12 protein-coding genes and 1 pseudogene are annotated in these 18,478 nt (G+C 72.2%); 7 read left to right on the top strand and 6 right to left on the bottom strand.

Annotation, left to right across the window (positions count from 1 at the left end):
- Positions 1–139: 139 nt before the first annotated feature.
- Entirely contained in the window at positions 140–1,147 is a 1,008-nt protein-coding gene (locus OHV05_RS14420) for an NAD-dependent epimerase/dehydratase family protein (protein WP_405018000.1), read from the top strand.
- A 58-nt stretch (positions 1,148–1,205) separates the two neighbouring features.
- Here OHV05_RS14420 and OHV05_RS14425 read toward each other — a convergent pair whose 3' ends face one another.
- Entirely contained in the window at positions 1,206–2,258 is a 1,053-nt protein-coding gene (locus tag OHV05_RS14425; RefSeq protein WP_405018001.1) for a family 2 encapsulin nanocompartment cargo protein polyprenyl transferase, read from the bottom strand.
- Positions 2,259–2,319: 61 nt separating this feature from the next.
- A complete protein-coding gene (locus OHV05_RS14430) occupies positions 2,320–3,774 on the bottom strand; it encodes a family 2B encapsulin nanocompartment shell protein (RefSeq protein WP_405018002.1) in 1,455 nt (484 codons plus the stop codon).
- Positions 3,775–4,204: 430 nt separating this feature from the next.
- Between OHV05_RS14430 and OHV05_RS14435 the strand changes: the two genes are divergently transcribed.
- Complete coding sequence (locus OHV05_RS14435; RefSeq protein WP_405018003.1) at positions 4,205–5,305, top strand: ATP-grasp domain-containing protein; 1,101 nt, start codon at positions 4,205–4,207, stop codon at positions 5,303–5,305.
- 15 nt (positions 5,306–5,320) lie between these two features.
- Here the strand turns inward: OHV05_RS14435 and OHV05_RS14440 are convergent, their stop codons facing one another.
- Positions 5,321–5,878, bottom strand: coding sequence for a methylated-DNA--[protein]-cysteine S-methyltransferase (locus tag OHV05_RS14440; protein WP_405018004.1), 558 nt, complete (start codon positions 5,876–5,878; stop codon positions 5,321–5,323).
- A gap of 119 nt (positions 5,879–5,997) precedes the next feature.
- On the opposite strand from OHV05_RS14440, the gene OHV05_RS14445 reads away from it, so the two are divergent.
- The 5 genes and pseudogenes from OHV05_RS14445 to OHV05_RS14465 all read left to right on the top strand — a co-directional run bounded on the left by OHV05_RS14445 (position 5,998) and on the right by OHV05_RS14465 (position 11,052).
- Complete coding sequence (locus OHV05_RS14445; RefSeq protein WP_405018005.1) at positions 5,998–6,531, top strand: hypothetical protein; 534 nt, start codon at positions 5,998–6,000, stop codon at positions 6,529–6,531.
- Positions 6,532–6,561: 30 nt separating this feature from the next.
- Positions 6,562–6,753: a DUF6126 family protein gene (locus OHV05_RS14450; protein ID WP_405018006.1), complete on the top strand. Its 192-nt coding sequence runs from the start codon at positions 6,562–6,564 to the stop codon at positions 6,751–6,753.
- A gap of 105 nt (positions 6,754–6,858) precedes the next feature.
- Complete coding sequence (locus OHV05_RS14455) at positions 6,859–7,986, top strand: glutamate--cysteine ligase (protein WP_405018007.1); 1,128 nt, start codon at positions 6,859–6,861, stop codon at positions 7,984–7,986.
- 198 nt (positions 7,987–8,184) lie between these two features.
- Positions 8,185–10,572, top strand: a pseudogene (locus OHV05_RS14460) (discoidin domain-containing protein); the annotation flags it as partial.
- Positions 10,564–11,052 carry a discoidin domain-containing protein gene (locus OHV05_RS14465; protein ID WP_405021464.1) on the top strand — a complete coding sequence of 163 codons (489 nt, stop codon included), beginning with the start codon at positions 10,564–10,566 and terminating at the stop codon, positions 11,050–11,052. The pseudogene OHV05_RS14460 and the gene OHV05_RS14465, both read left to right, overlap by 9 nt.
- Before the next feature lie 70 nt (positions 11,053–11,122).
- Here OHV05_RS14465 and OHV05_RS14470 read toward each other — a convergent pair whose 3' ends face one another.
- The 3 genes from OHV05_RS14470 to OHV05_RS14480 all read right to left on the bottom strand — a co-directional run bounded on the left by OHV05_RS14470 (position 11,123) and on the right by OHV05_RS14480 (position 18,438).
- Positions 11,123–12,136, bottom strand: coding sequence for a LacI family DNA-binding transcriptional regulator (locus OHV05_RS14470; RefSeq protein ID WP_403038279.1), 1,014 nt, complete (start codon positions 12,134–12,136; stop codon positions 11,123–11,125).
- A gap of 149 nt (positions 12,137–12,285) precedes the next feature.
- Positions 12,286–16,503 carry a discoidin domain-containing protein gene (locus OHV05_RS14475; RefSeq protein ID WP_405021465.1) on the bottom strand — a complete coding sequence of 1,406 codons (4,218 nt, stop codon included), beginning with the start codon at positions 16,501–16,503 and terminating at the stop codon, positions 12,286–12,288.
- 309 nt (positions 16,504–16,812) lie between these two features.
- The gene (locus OHV05_RS14480) at positions 16,813–18,438 is read right to left on the bottom strand and encodes a glycoside hydrolase family 13 protein (protein ID WP_405018008.1); all 1,626 of its coding nucleotides are present in this window, start codon (positions 18,436–18,438) and stop codon (positions 16,813–16,815) included.
- Between the last annotated feature and the right edge of the window lie 40 nt (positions 18,439–18,478).

Below are 18,478 nucleotides of genomic sequence, written 5' to 3' on the forward strand. Positions count from 1 at the left end.
TCACAATCCGTACGGAACGGATGCTATGCCGCCCCTCTCGGACCGGCATGTCGGACGGAGTGTCAGCTCTCGGTGAACCGGCTTTGCCCAGGGCGAACCCCGCTTCCGGATGCCGACCGGCCGACGCAGGCTGGACGGCATGAACCTCCTCGTGCTCGGCGGCTCCTCCTTCCTCGGCCGCGCCTACGTGACCCAGGCCCTGCAGCGTGGCCATCGGGTCACCACCTTCAACCGCGGCCGCTCCGGCCCCGACCAGCCCGGCGTCGAAGCCGTCCGGGGCGACCGCAACTCCCCCGAGGACCTGGCCCGGCTGGTCGCGGGCCGCCACTGGGACGCCGTGCTGGACACCTCCGGACAGCAGCCGTACGCGGTCGCGCTCTCCGCCCGGGCGCTGCACGGGCACACCGACCACTACACCTTCGTCTCCTCGGTGCACGCCTTCGTCGACTGGCCCACGCTGCCGATCGACGAGAACTCCGCCACTCATCCCTGCCCCGCCGACACCCCGGCCGACCAGCCGTCCGGCAACCACCTGAAGGCCGGCTGCGAGCGCGCGGTGCTGGAGGTGTTCGGGCCGGAGCACTCGCTGATCCTCAACTGCGGCCTGCTGATCGGCCCGTACGAGAACGTGGGACGGCTGCCCTGGTGGCTGGAGCGGATAGCCGAGGGGGGCCGGGTGATCGCGGGCGGCGACCCGGAGCGCGAGCTCCAGCTGATCGACGCCCGGGACTTCGCCGCCTTCGGCCTCGACCTGGTGGAGCAGGGCGGCGCCGGACGGTACGTCACCACCGCGCCGCCCGGCTCCAGCACCATGCGCGGGATGCTCGAGGCCTGTCTGACCGCCACCGGCAGCGGGGCCGAACTGGTCTGGGTGCCGGAGGAGTTGCTCGCCGAGGCGGAGGTCGCGCCGTGGACCGGGCTGCCGCTGTGGAGCCCGTCAGGACCCGAGTGGTCGGACATCTGGACCGCCGACTCGGCGAAGGCGGCGGCGGCCGGCCTGCGGACCCGGCCGCTGGCCGAGACGGTCGCCGACACCTGGGCCTGGATCCAGGAGCGTGGCCCCGCCACCGCCCCCTACCGGCAGGGCAGCACCGACCTCGGGATCGACCGGGCCACCGAGCTGCGGCTGCTGACCGCGCTGGGCTGACCCGGGGAACGAGTGGCACCGCCGGGGTGACCACCCCGGCGGTGCCGTCGAACCGCGCTCAGTAAGCCCTTCGGGTGACCAGCTCCGCCAGCGCCAGCAGGTCGTCGGCCGCCGACGGGTCGGGCACGGCGTCCGCGAGATGGGCGATCGCGGCCGCCATCCGCTCGCAGGACTCGCTCTGGGCCCAGGCCCGGCCACCCGCCTGGTCCACCGCGGCCGCCGCCTCGATCAGTTCGGGGGCGGTCAACGGGCGGTCCAGTGCGTAGAGTTCGGCCAGCCGGGCGCTGCCGGGACGGCCGGCGGCGAGCGCGAAGACCACCGGCAGGGACTTCTTCCGGGCCGCCAGGTCGGCGCCGACCGGCTTGCCGGTGACCGCCGGGTCACCCCAGATGCCGATCAGGTCGTCGATCAGCTGGAAGGCCAGCCCGATCTCCCGGCCGAACGCGTCCAGCGCGTCGGCCGCCTGCTCCCCGGCGCCGCCGTACAGCGCGCCGATCGCGCAGGCACTGCCGAGCAGGGCGCCGGTCTTGGCCTCGGCCATCGCCAGGCACTCGGCCAGCGAGACGTCGTCGCGCTGCTCGAAGGCGCAGTCCGCCTGCTGGCCCTCGCAGAGCTCGACCACGCAGTCGGCCAGCCGCCGGACCGCCGCCGGGGCGGCCGGGTGCTCGTCCTCGGCCAGCACCCGCAGCGCCAGCGAGTGCATCGCGTCGCCCGCCAGGATCGCCTCGGTGGTGCCGAACACCCGCCAGGCGGTGGGGCGGTGACGCCGGGTGTCATCCCGGTCGATCACGTCGTCGTGCAGCAGGGTGAAGTTGTGCACCAGCTCGACGGCGGCCGCCGCCCGGACCGCCACCGCCGGACCGACGGCACCGACCGCCTGGGCCGCCGCCAGCACCAGGGCCGGGCGGATCGCCTTGCCCGAGCCGGTCGCCGAGGGCGAGCCGTCCGCCTCCCACCAGCCGAAGTGGTACCCCGAGACCCGCCGCATCGCGGCCGGCAGCGACTCGACGGCCGCCCGAAGGGCCGGATCCACCACCGCCCGGGAGCGGGCCAGCACCTCGATGGCCTCGACCCCCTCGCGGCTGTCCCGCTCGATCGCGAAGATCCCCATGAAACGTCCTCCCCCAGAAGAAAGTGGCTGTGCGCGGACCGGTGCCCCGGCCCCGCCGTGCTCAGGCCCGGGACGCGATGTCCACGTTCTCCAGCACCCCGACCGCGTTCGGCACCAGCACCGCGGCGGAGTAGTAGGCGCTCACCAGGTAGGAGATGATCGCCTTCTCGTCGATCCCCATGAACCGCACCGACAGCCCCGGCTCGTACTCGTCGGCCAGGCCGGTCTGCCGCAGCCCGATCACGCCCTGGTTGTCCTCCCCGGTGCGCATCGCCAGGATCGAGGTGGTCTGCCGCGCGCTGATCGGGATCTTGTCGCAGGGCAGGATCGGCACCCCGCGCCAGGTGGTGACCCGCTTGCCGTCCAGCTCGACCGACGCCGGGTGCAGCCCGCGCTTGCTCGCCTCCCGGCCGATCGCCGCGATCGCCCTCGGGTGCGCCAGGTAACACCGGGTGCTCCGGCGCCGGCTGAGCAGGTCGTCCAGGTCGTCCGGGGTGGGCGGACCGGAGTGGGTGGAGATCCGCTGCTCGTACGCGGCGGTGGCCAGCAGGCCGAACTCGGGGTTGTTGACCAGCTCGTACTCCTGGCGCTCGCGGAGGGCCTCGACGGTCAGCCGGAGCTGGTGCTCGGTCTGGTTCATCGGCTCGTTGTAGAGGTCGGCGACCCGGGTGTGCACCCGGAGCACGGTCTGCGCCAGGCTCAGCTCGTACTCGCGCGGCCGGAGCTCGTAGTCCACGAAGGTGCTCGGCAGCTCGTGCTCGCCCCGGTGCCCGGCCGACAGCTCGATCTGCGCCTCGCCGTACTTGTTGACGGCGTGCCGGGCGCCCGCCGCGGACCGCTCCAGCTGCTCGCGCAGCTCGGGGGAGCGCTCGGCCAGCTCCTGGAAGGCCGCCCGGGGCAGCGCCAGCACGGTGGCCGCCGTGGCGGCCCGGACCGCGTACGGCCAGCGCGGGTCGGCCTCGCCGAGCGCCTCGTGCCCCAACTGGTCGCCGTCGGCCGCCATCCCGAGCACGGTGGTCTCGCCGTACTTGCCGACGCCCAGCCGGTCGAGCTTGCCGTGCGCGATCAGCAGCACCTGGTCGACCGGCTGCCCGGCCTCCGCCAGCAGCTCGCCGACGGCGACCGTCCGCGCGGTGCACCGACCCGCCAGCTCGGCCAGCAGCCCGTCGTCCGGGAAGTCGCGGAGCAGCGGGATCTCCCGGAGCGTCGGCGCCACCACCCGGACCTCGGAGCCGGTCTGCTCGAAGCCCACCCGGCCCTGGCCGACGGCGTGGCTGAGCCGTCGGTTCACCCGGTAGGTGCCGCCGGACACCTCGACCCAGGGCAGCACCTTCAGCAGCCAGCGATCGCTGATCTCCTGCATCTGCGGGGCGGACTTGGTGGTGGTCGCCAGTTGTCGGGCGGCCTCGGTGCCGAGGGCGCGCTGCGGCGCCGGATGCGGGTGCGGGTGGGCACCGGGCGGGACCGACGGCTCCCCACCCTGATGGGGGACGCCGACAGTGGTTTCGATGGACATCGAGGAGCCTCTCCGCGAGCACGATGCGGGCACGGTGGACGGATCGCGTTGCGTGGTTCATGGTGACGGCCGACCCGGCTCAGCTGATCGACAAATGCCATCGGGCTCACCCGAATCAGTGACTGTTCGGACGTTCTCGCTCCGACTGCGCCGTTTCTGTGCATCGCGTGCGCCGTCGCACTCGGGGCGGCGAAGAATTCACATCCCGGAAACCTGCCGACCTTCAGGTCAACTGAGCGATTCTCCAAGTGAGTTGACGAGTGATCGGGGATTCCACCGGGCACCCCGTCGGATCGGCCGCCACCCCCCGTTCATCCGTTCGGCCGGGAGCGCTAAGGTGCCACTTCAAGGGCTCAGTCAAGGCCGGTCGGCCATCCTCTGCCAGACGCCCTCCCACCCTGCATGCTGCCCTTTTCCCAGGGAGAACTCCGTGATCGCCCCCACCCGCGTCTGGCTGAACCGCACCTACGCCGAGAACGTCTTCTTCATAGACCTGCTGCGGGCGGCCCCGGTGGAGGTCTATGCCACCCACGTGGACGCCGACTCCCCCGTGCTGGCGGCCGCCGATCACGGGCTGCCGGAGCCGGACGGTCTGTCCGCCGAGGCGTACGTCGAGTTCGCCCTCGACTTCTGCGACCGGCACCGGATCGACGTCTTCCTCCCCCGGCTGCACCAGCTCGCGATCGCGCGGCACCGCGCCGAGTTCGCCGCCCGGGGCGTCACGCTGGTCTGCCCGCCCGCCCAGGCGATCGCCACCTTCGAGAGCAAGGTGGACGGCTACGTCGCGATGGCGGCCGCCGGGCTGCCGGTGCCGAGCTGGCACCACGTCCGGACCGCCGACGAACTGCTGCGCGCGGTGGAGGAGTTGGAGTACGCCGGGGAGCAGCCCTGCCTCAAGCCGGCCAGTGGTGCGGGCGGCGAGGGGTTCCGCACCATCACCCGGGAACCGTTCCAGCTGGGCCAGCTGGCCGGCTGGCCCAGCGGCAGCGTGCAGCTCGGTCAGCTGGCCGACGCGATCGCCGCCGCCGCCGAGCCGGTCGACCTGCTGGTGATGCCCTACCTGGCGGGCCCCGAGGTCTCGGTGGACTGCCTCGCCGACCAGGACGGCCGGCTGCTGGCCGCCGTCGGCCGCACCAAGAGCAGCCGCCGCCGCAGCTTCACCACCGACCCGGTGTACCTGGAGCCGACCCGCCGGCTGATCGAGACCTTCGGGATGGCGTACCTCTCCAACGTGCAGTTCCGCCACCACCGGGGGGTCCCGGTGCTGCTGGACATCAACACCCGGCCGTCCGGGGGGCTGCACCAGCTGCGGCTGTGCGGGCTGAACCTGCCGCTGGCCGCCGTCCAGCTGGCGCTCGGCCGGGTGCCGGTGCTGCCGCCGGCCGACGAGCTGCTCGGTGAGGACTACGCGCTGGTGGCCGCCATCCAGCCGGTCCTGCCGCTGCCGGTCGCGCACCGCCAGCCGGAGCACCCGCACCAGCCGGTGACGCTCCCCGCGCAGCGGCCGGAGCCGCTGGCCGCGCTGGTCTGACGCCGGGGCCCCGGGTCAGCCGGGGCCGTTCCAGTCCAGGGTCGGCGGCAGCACGCCCTCCAGGGTGAGCAGCCAGCGCTTGATCTCCAGACCGCGCGGACCGCCGCCGAAACCGCCGAGACCGTCCGAGGCGACCACCCGGTGGCAGGGCACCAGCAGGCAGAGCGGGTTGGCGCCCATCATCTTCCCCACCGTCCGGGCGGCCGTCCAACCACCGTCCGTGAAGTCCTCGAACACCCCGCTGCGGGCGCCGAGTTCACCGTAGGTGAGGGTCTGCCCGTAGCCGGCCTGCGCGGTCAGGGTCTGCAGCACGGTGCGGTGCGGGCCGGTGGTGAACCGCCAGTCGATCGGCAGCCCCAGCTCCGTCCGCCGGCCGTCGAAGTACTCCGCCAGCCGGGCCCTCACCAGCCCGGCCCGGCTCTCGTCCGCGCACTCCGGCGTGCCCACCCGGCCGGGCACGCCCCCGATGGCGTCACCGTGGTACGAGACCGCCGCCACCCCCTGCTCGGTGACGGCCAACCGCAGCGGCCCACTCGGCAGCGGCGTCGGCACGGTCACCCAGGAGATCGACATACCGGCACGCTACCCGCGCCCACCCACGGCCGGCCGCCGGATCCGGGAATCCTCCGCCGCCGGAGGCGTCCCGCGCGTCGCCCGCTGCGCGTCGCCCGGACCTCGGGTATCAAGAAGGGGTGAAATCACCCCATAAGCTGTTAATCCTCCCTCCGCTGCTCACCGTCGACAGCTCCGACCTGGTCGCCGAGATCGAGTCGTACCTCGCCTCCTTCCCGGCCCGCCCCGACCTGCCGTACGTCTGCCCGCTCGGCAGCGTCCGCCGCCCCTGGTACGCGGAGCACCGCCCGCCGACCGCCACCCTGCTGGACCGGCTGCTGCGCAGGACCCCCGCACCGACCGAGGTCGGCATCGCCGGTCACCTGATCCTGACCTCCCGGTACCTGGCCGCGGCCGGCTGGGTGCAGGGCACCATGTGGGACGCCGAGGGCCGGGTCTGCCTGCTCGGTGCCCAGGCCGCCGTGCTGGCCCACGGCTTCGGCTCGCCGGTGGACGCCCGCCGGGCCCGGATCCAGGTGATGGAGGTGCTGCACGCGAGCGGACACCCCGTCAGCTCGCCCGACGAGTACAACGACGCCCCCGCCACCCGGCAGGCGGACGTCCACCGGCTGCTCGACCGGGCCGCCGCGCGCGCCCGTACACTCGGGATCTGAGACCAGGCCGCGACCCGAAGGAGCCCGACGATGAGCGAGGCCGTCCGGGGCGAGGCGATCCGCAGCGGGGCGGTCAGCAGCGAAGCGGTCGGCAGCGGGGCGGTCCGCGACGAGAAGAGCCGCCGCCGCCAGATGCTGGTCCGGGCGACCTTCTACATCGCCGGCACCCACCTCTTCGCCGGCTTCGTGATCCTGCTGTTCGCGCTGGGCAACCGCCACTGAGCTCCCGCGCCACCCGATCGGGCAGGCGTGTCAGGTGATTCGTCCTCCGGTTGCCGGGCAGACTGCCCAGCGACGGGCGGCAGCCCGGGAACGGGGCGACCGACGATGTCGGATTCCGGATCGGGCCAGGTGCCGACCATCGGTGTCGAGGAGGAGTTCCTGCTCGCCGACCGGCACAGCCGGGCCGCCGTCGGGGCCGCGCCGACCGTCCTGAAGGCGGCCGCCGAGCTGCTCGGCGACCAGGTCGGCGGCGAGCTGTTCCCGACCATGGTGGAGACCCGGACGGTACCGGTGCACACCCTGGCCCAGCTCCGCGACGAGCTGCTCCGGCTGCGCACCGGCGTCGCCGCCGCGGCCGACCGGGCGGACTGCCGGGCGGTGGCCTCCGGGACGATGGTGATCCCCTCCGCCACCCGGCTCGACGTCAGCGACCACGACCGGTACCGACGGATGGTGGCCGAGTACGGGCCGCTGGTGCACGGCGACCAGGGTGCGGGGGTGGCCGGGTGCCACATCCACCTCGGCGTGCCGGACCGGGAGAGCGGCGTCCAACTGGCCAACCACCTCCGGCCCTGGCTGCCGACACTGCAGGCGATCGCCGCCAACTCCCCCTTCCACGACGGCCGGGACACCGGCTACGCGGGCTGGCGCACGCTGCGCTGGGCGCAGTTCCCGGGCGCCGGGCCGACCCCGCTGTGCGCGGACGCCGCCGAGTACGACGCGCTGCTGGACCGGCTGGTCGACTCCGGGCTGCTGCTCGACCGCCGGATGGCCTACTGGCACGCCCGTCCCTCCGAGCGGTTCCCGACCGTGGAGATCCGGGTCTGCGACGTGAACGCCGACGCCGGGGTGGTGGTCCTGCTGGCCGGGCTGGCCCGGGCGCTGGCCACCGTGCTGCTGGCCGAGGTGGCCCGGGGCGTCCGGCCCCCGCAGGTGCCCGACCTGCTGCTCCGGGCCGCGCACTGGCGGGCCGCCCGGGACGGCCTGCCCGGCGCCGGGATCGACCTGACCACCGGCGCACCCGCGCCCGCCGTCGAGCTGGTCGAACGTCTGCTCCGCCGGATCGCCCCCGGCCTGGCCGCCGCCGGGGACACCGCGACCGTCCACAGCCTGTGGACGGAGCTGCGCCGGGACGGCGGCGGAGCCGAGCGGCAGCGCGCGGCCCACCGCCGCCGGTACGACCTGCGGGACGTGGTCGACGCGGTGACCCTGCCGGCGCACCCGTTCGCCTGACCGGACGTCCACATCCACGCCCGCGCCCGCCGCCGGGATCGACCCCTGACCTCGCGGGGCGACCCGTAGATCCGACGTACTTGCGCGATCTCTGTCGAAATTTTGCACTTCTACATGGACTTCATGCACCGTCGCGCCTAGTCTCTCCAACGCTCGGCCGTTCCCACCCACGCGACCAGCAAGGAAGTGCATCCCCCCATGCAGCCACCCCCACTCCGCCGCCTGCGCGCACCGCTCGCCCTGCTCACGGCCGCCACCCTGAGCTCCGCCGCCCTGCTCGGCCTGACCGCCCAGTCCGCGCACGCCGCCGCCGTGCCGACGCTCTCCCCGCTGGACGTCCCCGGCCGGGGCGCCACCGTGCCGTTCAAGGAGCAGGAGGCCGAGTACGCGGCCACCAACGGCACCGTGATCGGCCCCGAACGGCACTACGGCACGCTGCCCTCGGAGGCATCGGGCCGCCAGGCCGTCACGCTCAACTCCACCGGCCAGTACGTGGAGTTCACCCTCAGCGCGCCCGCCAACGCGATGAGCTTCCGGTACAGCCTGCCGGACACCGCCGACGGCAAGGGGCGGACCGCCGCGATCGACCTGCTGGTCAACGGGTCGAAGCTGAAGGACCTGCCGGTCACCTCCAAGTACGGCTGGTACTACGGGGGTTACCCGTTCAACAACAACCCGGGCGACACCAACCCGCACCACTTCTACGACGAGACCCGGACCATGTTCGGCTCCACCCTGCCGGCCGGGGCGAAGATCCGGCTGCAGGTCTCCTCCACCGCGCAGTCGCCCAGCTTCACCATCGACCTGGCCGACTTCGAGCAGGTCGCCGCGCCGATCGCCAAGCCCGCCGGGGCTCTCGACGTGGTGGCGGACTTCGGCGCCGACCCGAGCGGGGCCACCGACTCGACCGCGAAGTTCCAGGCGGCGGTCAACGCCGGTCAGGCACAGGGGAAGACGGTCTTCATCCCGCAGGGGAACTTCACCCTCTACGACCACGTGGTGGTCGACGGCGTCACGCTCGCCGGGGCCGGGCCCTGGTACAGCGTGCTCGGCGGACGCGACCCGGTGAACCGGAACCGGGCGGCCGGCATCTACGGCAAGTACGTCGCCGGCGGCGGCTACGGCGGCGCGGTCCGACCGCACGAGGCGGGCGGCCCGAGCCGGAACGTCACGCTCAAGGACTTCGCCATCATCGGCGACATCCAGGAGCGGGTGGACGACGACCAGGTGAACGCCCTCGGTGGGGCGATGAGCAACTCGGTGGTCGACAACCTGTGGATCCAGCACACCAAGGTGGGCGCCTGGATGGACGGTCCGATGGACCACTTCACCATCCGCAACAGCCGGATCCTGGACCAGACCGCCGACGGCGTGAACTTCCACACCGGCGTCACCAACTCGGCCGTCACCAACACCTTCGTCCGCAACACCGGTGACGACGGCCTGGCCTCCTGGCCGGAGCGGGTGCCGAACGTGGGCGACAGCTTCACCCACAACACGGTGGTGCTGCCGATCCTGGCGAACAACATCGTCACGTACGGCGGCAAGGACTTCACCATCTCGGACAACGTGATGGCGGACACCATCAGCAACGGCGGCGGCCTGCACATCGCCAACCGCTACCCGGGCGTCAGTTCGGGCAACGGCACCGCCGTCGCGGGCACCATCACCGCCGCCCGGAACACCCTGATCCGGACCGGCAACAACGACTTCAACTGGAACTTCGGGGTCGGCGCGGTCTGGTTCAGCGGTCTCAACGAGGCGATCAGCGGCGCGACCGTCAACATCACCGACAGCGACATCCTGGACAGCTCCTACGAGGCGATCCAGACCATCGAGGGCGCGGCCAGCGGCATCAACTTCACCAACATCAACATCGACGGCGCGGGCACCTACGCGATCCAGGCGCAGGCCAACGCGAGCATGAAGTTCACCAACGTGACGGCGAAGAACATCGCCCAGGCCGCCACCCCGACCCACAACTGCGTCGGCACCGGCTTCGTGATCACCGACGGCGGCGGCAACTCCGGCTGGTCGGGCTCGACCTGCACCGGCGTCTGGCCGGACCCGAGGTTCACCTACGGCGGCCGGCCGGCCAACGGCACCCAGCCCTCGCCGTCGCCCTCCCCATCGCCGTCCGACTCCCCGTCCCCGTCGCCCAGTCCGTCGCCCTCCCCCTCCACGCCGCCGGCCTGCACCGTCGGTGCGAGCGCGACCAGCACCAACCAGGGCTACGGCGCGGCCAACGCGATCGACGGCAACCCGGCGAGCTACTGGGAGAGCGCCAACAACGCCTTCCCGCAGTCGCTGACGGTGGACCGCTGCACCGCCGCGAACGTGAACGGCGTCCAGCTCAGGCTGCCGTCGAACTGGGAGGCCAGGACGGAGACGGTGAGCGTCTCCGGATCCACCGACGGGACCACCTTCACCACCCTGGCCACCGCCCGGGGCGTGCTGCTCGACCCGGCCGCCGGGAACACCGCCACGGTGAACTTCCCCTCCACCAGCGCCCGTTGGGTCCGGGTGACGATCACCGGCAACACCGGCTGGCCGGCCGCCCAGCTCTCCGAGCTGACCGTGCTCACCGGCGGCGGCCCGACCACCCCGCCGACCAGCCCGTCCCCTTCGCCCTCCCCCTCCACGCCGCCCGCCAACACCAACCTGCTCGCGGGCCGGACCCTCACCGAGACCAGCCACGCGGACGTGTACAGCGTCTCGCGGGCCAACGACGCTGACCCGAACAGCTACTGGGAGAGCGCCAACAACGCCTTCCCGCAGTCGCTGGGCGCCGACCTCGGCAGCCAGACCACGGTGTCCCGCCTGGTGCTCCGGCTGCCGGCCGGCTGGGGCGCGCGGACCGAGACGCTCTCCGTGCTCACCAGCACCGACGGCAACAGCTGGAGCACCGCCAAGGCTTCGGCGGGCTACGGCTTCGACCCGGCCACCGGCAACACGGTCACGGTGACCTTCCCGGCCACCTCCGCCCGCCACCTGCGGGTGACCTTCACCGGCAACACCGGCTGGCCGGCCGCCCAGCTCTCCGACATCCAGGCGTACGCCTCCTGACCCCGCCACACGCGTGAAGGCCCTGACACCTCGTCGGTGTCAGGGCCTTCACGCGTGCGCGGTGGAGCGGTCAGCCGCGCGAGCGCGGCGGTGCGGTCGAGCCGCGCACCACCAGCTCGGGCTCGAACAGCAGCTCGTCGTGGGTGATCTTGGCGCCACCGATCTCCCCGGCCAGCAGGTCCACCGCGGCCCGGCCCATCGCCTCGATCGGCTGCCGGACGGTGGTCAGCGGCGGGTCGGTGCAGTTCATGAACGACGAGTCGTCGTAGCCGATCACCGACACGTCGTCCGGCACCGAGAGCCCGGCCCGGCGGACCGCCCGGACCGCCCCGAGCGCGAGCGGGTCGCTCGCGCAGATGATCCCGGTGACCTCCTGCCGGAGCAGCCTGGTGGTGGCCGCCTGGCCGCCCTCCAGGGTGAACAGCGCCCGCTCCACCTGGAGGTCGGGCAGTTCCAGCCCGGCCTTCGCGGCGGCCAGCCGGGCCGCCGTCAGCTTGCGCTGGGACGGCACGTGGTCGCTCGGGCCGAGCACCAGGCCGATCTTCCGGTGCCCCAACTGCCGTAGGTGGCCGATGGACTGCTCCACGGCCACCGCGTCGTCGCAGGAGACCCGGGCGAAGTCCAGACCGTCGATCGCCGCGTTCAGCAGCACGGTGGGGAGGCTGCGCTCGGCCAGCCGCTCGTAGTGCTCGTGGGCCGCGTCCGCCTGGGCGTAGAGGCCGCCGAAGAAGACCACCCCGGAGACCTGCTGGGAGAGCAGCAGATCCACGTAGTCGGCCTCGGAGACGCCGCCCGCGGTCTGGGTGCAGAGCACCGGGGTGAAACCCTGCCCGGCCAGCGCGCCGCCGACCACCTCGGCGAAGGCCGGGAAGATCGGGTTCTGCAGCTCCGGCATCACCATGCCGACCAGCCGGGCCCGCTCACCGCGGAGCTGGGTGGGCCGCTCGTAGCCGAGCACGTCCAGCGCGGTCAGCACCGCCGCCCTGGTCGCCTCGGAGACACCGGGCTTCTCGTTCAGCACCCGGCTGACCGTGGCCTCGCTGACCCCGACCTTCTGCGCCACCTGGGCAAGTCGTCGTGTCATGCCGTGAGTGTACGTCTTCTGCCGCAAGGTTTTTGCGTTTTCTTGCGCTGTGATCGACATGCTTTCTCCGGACAACTCGGTCCTTTCCCGGACAGCCGGAAGTGCCGCCGGGAGGTCAGGACTCCCGGCGGCACCGTTCCGGTGGGGTGTTACGGATTGACGGTCAGGGTGAAGGTGGAGGTGGTGTTCCTGATGTTCTGGAAGTTGCCGCTCAGCCGCAGGTTGTTGAAGACCGCGGTGCCGACCGCCGGGCCCTGACCGGCCTCGGCCGCCTCGTTGACCCAGATCCCGTAGCCCGACTTGGCGTCGTACGCGTCACCGCTCTTCTGCGCCCCGCTGATCGAGACGTTGGTGAACACGGTGTCCTTGACCGGGAACTGCGGCTGACCGCCCACGTAGTTCGTCTGGAACATGATGCCGTGGTAGGTCGGGTCGACGATGTCCACGTCGCTCACCCGGATGCCCTGGAACACCTTCGAGGCCGAGAAGACCCAGATGCCCGGGAAGGTCTGCGCGCCCCAGAAGTGGCCGCCGGCCCGGACGATGGAGATGTTCTGCAGGTTGGTCGGGTCGGTCCCGAAGCCGTTCATCGGGTACCCGAAGTCCAGCGAGCTGATGGTGATGCCCGAGTAGACCAGGGTGTCGGCGATGTGGATGTTGCGGAAGGTGTTGGCGTACCCGCCGTACACCGCCACGCCGGCCGCCCGCCAGGTGAGGATCGAGGTCAGGTTCTCGAAGACGTTGTTCTTCTCGTCCGCGCCACCCGCGTCGATCGCGGAGAACAGTGCGAAGGAGTCGTCACCGGTGGCCCGGGCCTCGTTGTTGCTGATCAGGTTGTCGGTGCTGCCGTTGGTCATGTTGATGCCGTCGGCGAAGGTGTCCCGGATCCGGGAGTTCTTGATCACCATCGAGTCGGTGTTGGCGCCCCAGTACATGCAGACCATGTGCTCGACCCAGATGTTGTCGATCACCGTGTTGGCGACGTTCGAGAAGTCGAAGACCTTGCCGGGGCCGTCGATCCGCGAGGTGTAGTTGCCGAAGTAGGCGAAGCCCGCGAAGGTCGAGCCGTTGGCCGAGGCCTCCGAGCGGAAGCCCACGTCGGTGTTGGACTGGGTGGTCGGCGCGTAGAACCGGGTGAACCAGGGGCCGGCCCCGATCACCTTGACGGCCTTGCCGTAGACCTGGAACTTGCTGGCGGTCTGGTAGTCACCGGTCGGCAGGTAGACGCCGACCAGGGTGCCGGTGGTGTCCATCCGGACCTTGTCCAGGGCGTTCTGCACGTCCTGGTGGGTGAAGCCGGCCGGCACCGCGTAGTGCGCCGGGTCCGGGTTCGGGGCCGCGGTGGCCTGCTCCAGGCTGACGAAGTCGATCGCGTACTGCGAGGTGTTGCCCGCGTCCTTCTGCAGCTTGATCTTGCTGCCCGCCGGGACGTTGGTGCCGAGCAGCACGTTCGCCTCGTCGTAGATGTGCCGCTGGCCGCCCGCACCGGGCGAGTTGCCCGGGCCGGTCTCGCTGCCGTACAGCCAGGCGTACTTGGAGGTCAGGTCGATGGTCTTGAGGAAGCTGCCGTTGACGTAGACGCTCAGGGTCGAGTTGATCCCGTCGCCGCCCGCGGCGTCCGGGATGGAGAACCGGGTGACCAGGGTGTTGGTCGGCGCCTTGGTGGTGAACTCGACCGAGGCACCGGTGGAGTTGAGCGTCACCGCCCGGCGGCCGCTGGCCTCGCCGGCCAGGTCACCGACGGTCCGGTTCGGGCCGACCAGCGAGGCTCCGCCCGCCAGCACGCCGTCCTCGGCCTCGTAGGTGTCGTACGGCATGTTGGCGCCGCGGCCGACGAACAGCGACTGGCTGCTGGTGTTGTTGGCCTGCTTGACCGGCAGTTCGTTGGCGTCGTTGGCGATCACCGTCGTGACGGTGTACTTGCCGTTGCCCGCCGTCCAACTGCCCAGGCTGACCGGGGAGGTGGTGGCACCGGCCGCGATCGCACCGCTGTAGGAGCCGGTCAGCGTCCTGACCACCGCGCCGCTCTGGTCGGTGACGGTCAGCGTGATGCCGTGCGCACCGGCGGCCGAGGCCACCGTGCCCTGGTTCCTCAGCGCCACCGAGAAGCTGACCGCGTTGCCGGTGGCCGGGTTGCCCGGCGACCAGCTGACCGGGGCGGCCAGCAGGTCCGAGCTGGCGACCTGACTGACCACCAGGGCGGCCGGGGCGGTGTAGCCGTTGTTGCTCTCGTCCCGCTCGACCACGGTGTTGGCCGGGTCGACCTTGGCGCTCACCTGGTAGCTGCCCGCGTTCTGCGGGCCGGCGTTCACCGAGACGGTGCCGGTGGCACCCGCGGCCAGCGCGCCGACCTGCGCGGTGCCGACCTTGGTCGACCCGAGGAACAGGTCGACGGCGGTGGCGGCGGAGGGCAGCGTGCCGACGTTCTTGACCGTGGCTGCCAGCGTGACGGCATCGGTCTCCACCGGGTTGGCCGGAGAGGCGGTGGTGCCGGTGACGGTCAGGTCCGGGTTCGGCGCCGGGGTGCCGATCACCTGGAACTCGGCCACCTGGCCGCCGCTGGAGCCGGAGTTGGCGGTGATCCGCAGCTGGACGTCGGCCACCGTGGCCCCGACCGGGATGGTCACCGTGTTGCCGGAGGCCGGGTCGAAGGCGTAGCTCTTCGCGGCCACCAGGCTGCTGAGCCCGCTCGCCCCCTGGTCCCGGCCGAGCACCTCGATGGTCTGGGTGCGCGGGCCCCAGGCCGCCGCCGGGTTGAGCTTGACCACCACGGAGTCCACCACGGCGTTCGAACCGAGCGGCACCGTCAGGGTGTTGGGGTAACTGTTCGAGTTCCCCTCCCAGTAGGTGGTGGCGTCGTTGTCGTTGGCGTTCGCCGCGACGAAGGTGAAGATGCTGGACGAGGCGGTGATCGCCTTGCCCGGCGCCAGGTTGGTGCCGCCGGTGCTGCCGCTGCGCAGCACGGTGTTGCTGCTCGCCGACTGGTTGCCCGCCGCGTCCTTCGCCTTGACGTAGTACGAGACGGTGGCGCTGTCCGGCTGGCTGTCGGTGTACGTCAGCACGTTGCCGGCCACACTGCTCCGGAGCGCCCCGTTGGCGTAGACGTCGTAGCCGGTCACGCCGACGTTGTCGGTGGCCGCGCCCCAGGTCAGCTTGATCTGCCCCGAACCCGGCTGGGTGTACGCCAGGTTGGCCGGCGCGGACGGCGCCTGGGTGTCCCCGGTCGCGCCGGTGCGGGTGACGGTGTTGCTGTTCCCGGACTGGTTGCCGGCCGCGTCCTTGGCCCGGACGTAGTACGAGACGGTGGCGCTGTCGGGGCGGGTGTCGGTGTACGTCAGCACCCCGCCGCCGACGCTGGTCAGCAGCTCGCCGTCGGCGAAGATGTCGTAGCCGGTCACGCCCACGTTGTCGGTGGCCGCGCCCCAGGTCAGCTTGATCTGCCCCGAACCCGGCTGGGTGTACGCCAGGTTGGCCGGTACGGACGGCGCCTGGGTGTCCCCGGTGGTCGGCCCGTACGCCTCCAGCTCGGCCAGCTGGGCGGCCGGCCAGGCCGTGTTGGCGGTGACGTTCAGCCGGAGGTACCGGGTGGTCGCGGTGCCGAAGTCGACGGTCACGGCGTTGCCGTTGGCCGGGTCGAAGACGTAGCCGGTGGAGGTGGCCAGGTCGGTGAAGTTGGTGCCGTTGGAGCTGCCCTGGACCGCGAGCGTCTGGGTGCGCTTCTCCCAGCCCGCCGGGAGCTTCAGCACCAGCTTGTTCACCGCGACCGAGGAGCCCAGGTCGAGCTGTATCCACTGCGGGAACGCGTTGTTGGCGCTCTCCCAGTAGCTCGCCTGGGAGCCGTCGTTGGCGTTGTTCGCGGTGTAGGTCTGGCTGTAACTGCTCGCGGTGAGGTTGCGGCCCTGGGCCAGGTTGGCGCCGGTGCCGGTGGCGCCGTGCACCTCCAGCTCGGAGATCTGGGCGGCCGGCCAGCCGGTGTTGGCGCTGATCGCCAGCCGGACGAACCGGGTGGTGGCGGCCGGGAAGCCGATCTTCACGGTGTTCGCGGCACCCGGGTCGAAGCTGTAACCCGTCGAGTTGGTCAGGGTGCTGAAGCTGGTGCCGTCGGCGCTGCCCTGCACGGCCAGCGTCTCGGTGCGGCTGCCCCAGGCGCCGGGGAGCTTGAGCACCACCTCGTCCACGCTGGTGGCCGCACCGAGGTCGACCTGCACCCACTGCGGGAGGCTGCCGTTGGTGCTCTCCCAGTAGGTGGACTGGTTGCCGTCGTTGATGTTGCCGACGGCCTGGCCGCCGGTGGAGCTGCTGGCCGCGACGGCCTTGCCGGCCGCCAGGTTGGGGCCACCGGCCGCCGAGGCGGTGGTGGGCAGCATCGGGCCCGCCAGGGCGAGCAGGCTGATGGTGGCTGCGGTGGCCACCAGTCGGGGGATCGGTGCTCGGGTTCTCACGGTTTCCTCTGTCTCGTCGTCCGAACGATGGGTGGGGGTGAGGAGCTGGGAACCTTGCCGGGCTGGTGGGGACCGGGCCATCCGGGGCCTCCGGGCGGAGGGTGCGGGGCGGAGCGGCGCCCGGCCCGGGTGGGCCGGGCGGAGGGTGGTCCGCGCCGGTGCGCTGCGGTGCTGGCGTGCTGAGCTGCTGTGCGGTGCTGTGCTGCTGTGCGGTGCCGGGTGTCGCGGTGGTGGTCAGCCGAGCCGGAGCCAGACCGCCGTGTCGGTGGGGAGCAACCGGCCCTCGGTGAGCGGGCCGCTGGCCAGCAGCACGGAGTCGTGCGGGGGGAGCAGGACGGGATCCGGGCCGAAGTTGACCACGCACTGGAAGCCGGACCCGCGCCGGAACGCGAGCACCTCCGCCGAGCTCGGCAGCCACTCGAACTTGTCGCCGCCCAGCGCCGCTTCGGCGCGGCGCAGCCGGAGTGCGGTGCGGTAGAGCGTGAGCATCGAGTCAGCCCGGGCCGACTGGGCCTCGACCGTGAGGTCGGCCCAGTCGGCCGGCTGCGGGAGCCAGGGCTCGGCCGGAGCCTGGCTGAACCCGTACGGGGGTCGGTCGCCCGACCAGGGGAGCGGCACCCGGCAGCCGTCCCGGCCGGGATCGGTGCCGCCGGACCGCAGGTGCATCGGGTCCTGCAGCCGGTCCAGCGGCAGGTCCTCGACCTCGGGCAGGCCGAGCTCCTCGCCCTGGTACAGGTAGACCGCACCGGGCAGGGCCAGCGAGAGCAGGGCGGCCGCCCTGGCCCGGCGCCGGCCGAGCGCCAGGTCGGTGGGGGTGCCGAAGGTCTTGGTGGCGAAGTCGAACCGGGTGTCCCGGCGGCCGTACCTGGTCACCGTCCGGGTCACGTCGTGGTTGCACAGCACCCAGGTGGCCGGGGCGCCGACCGGGGCGTGCAGGGCGAGCGTGCCGTCGATCGACGCCCGCAGACCGGCGGCCTCCCAGGGTCGGGCCAGGAAGTCGAAGTTGAACGCGGTGTGCAGCTCGTCCGGGCGCAGGTAGCGGGCGAATCGTTCGGCGTCCGGCAGCCAGACCTCGCCGACCAGGATCCGCTCGCCCGGGTACTCGTCCGCGATCGCCCGCCAGGAGCGGTAGATGCCGTGCAGCTCCTCCCGGTCGGTGAACGGGTGCGGGTCGCGGCCCTTCACGAAGTCCGGCAGCGCCGGGTCCTTGGCCAGCAGCGCGGCCGAGTCGATCCGGACACCCGCCGCACCCCGGTCGAACCAGAACCGGAGGATCTCCTCGTGCTCCGAACGCACCCTCGGGTGCGCCCAGTTGAGGTCGGGCTGCTGGGTGGCGAACAGGTGCAGGTACCACTCGCCGTCCGGCAGCCTGGTCCACGGGCAGCCGCCGAACTCCGACACCCAGTCGTTCGGCGGCAGCTCACCGTCCGCGCCCCGGCCGGCCGTGAAGTGGAACAGCTCGCGCTCCGGGCTGCCCGGTCCGGCCGCCAACGCCGCCTGGAACCACGGGTGTTGGTCGGAGACGTGGTTGGGGACGATGTCCACCACGGTGCGGATGCCCAGCGCGAGTGCCTCGGCGATCAGCTTCTCGGCCTCGTCCAGGGTGCCGAACAGCGGGTCGACGCCCCGGTAGTCGGCCACGTCGTAGCCGCCGTCGGCCATCGGCGAGGGGTACCAGGGGTTGAACCAGACGGCGTCGACGCCCAGTTCGGCCAGATAGGGCAGGCGGGCGCGGACCCCGGCCAGGTCCCCGGTGCCGTCACCGTCGCCGTCGGCGAAGCTGCGCGGGTACACCTGGTAGATCGCCGCGTCGCGCCACCAGTCCGGGTGCTCGGAGGGGAGCCGGGATTGCTGTCCCACGGTGGGGTCCTTTCGGGTCGGCGCCCGTGCTCGGCTCCGT

The organism is Kitasatospora sp. NBC_00070 (assembly GCF_045041205.1).
Classification (GTDB): Bacteria; Actinomycetota; Actinomycetes; order Streptomycetales; family Streptomycetaceae; genus Kitasatospora.

Bases quoted from the DNA above. Each gene is read 5' to 3' on its own strand.
- OHV05_RS14420 (WP_405018000.1), top strand. From the start codon at position 140: ATGAACCTCCTCGTGCTCGGCGGCTCCTCCTTCCTCGGCCGCGCCTAC.
- OHV05_RS14425 (WP_405018001.1), bottom strand. From the start codon at position 2,258: ATGGGGATCTTCGCGATCGAGCGGGACAGCCGCGAGGGGGTCGAGGCC.
- OHV05_RS14430 (WP_405018002.1), bottom strand. From the start codon at position 3,774: ATGTCCATCGAAACCACTGTCGGCGTCCCCCATCAGGGTGGGGAGCCG.
- OHV05_RS14440 (WP_405018004.1), bottom strand. From the start codon at position 5,878: ATGTCGATCTCCTGGGTGACCGTGCCGACGCCGCTGCCGAGTGGGCCG.
- OHV05_RS14450 (WP_405018006.1), top strand. From the start codon at position 6,562: ATGAGCGAGGCCGTCCGGGGCGAGGCGATCCGCAGCGGGGCGGTCAGC.
- OHV05_RS14455 (WP_405018007.1), top strand. From the start codon at position 6,859: ATGTCGGATTCCGGATCGGGCCAGGTGCCGACCATCGGTGTCGAGGAG.
- OHV05_RS14470 (WP_403038279.1), bottom strand. From the start codon at position 12,136: ATGACACGACGACTTGCCCAGGTGGCGCAGAAGGTCGGGGTCAGCGAG.
- OHV05_RS14475 (WP_405021465.1), bottom strand. From the start codon at position 16,503: ATGCTGCCCACCACCGCCTCGGCGGCCGGTGGCCCCAACCTGGCGGCC.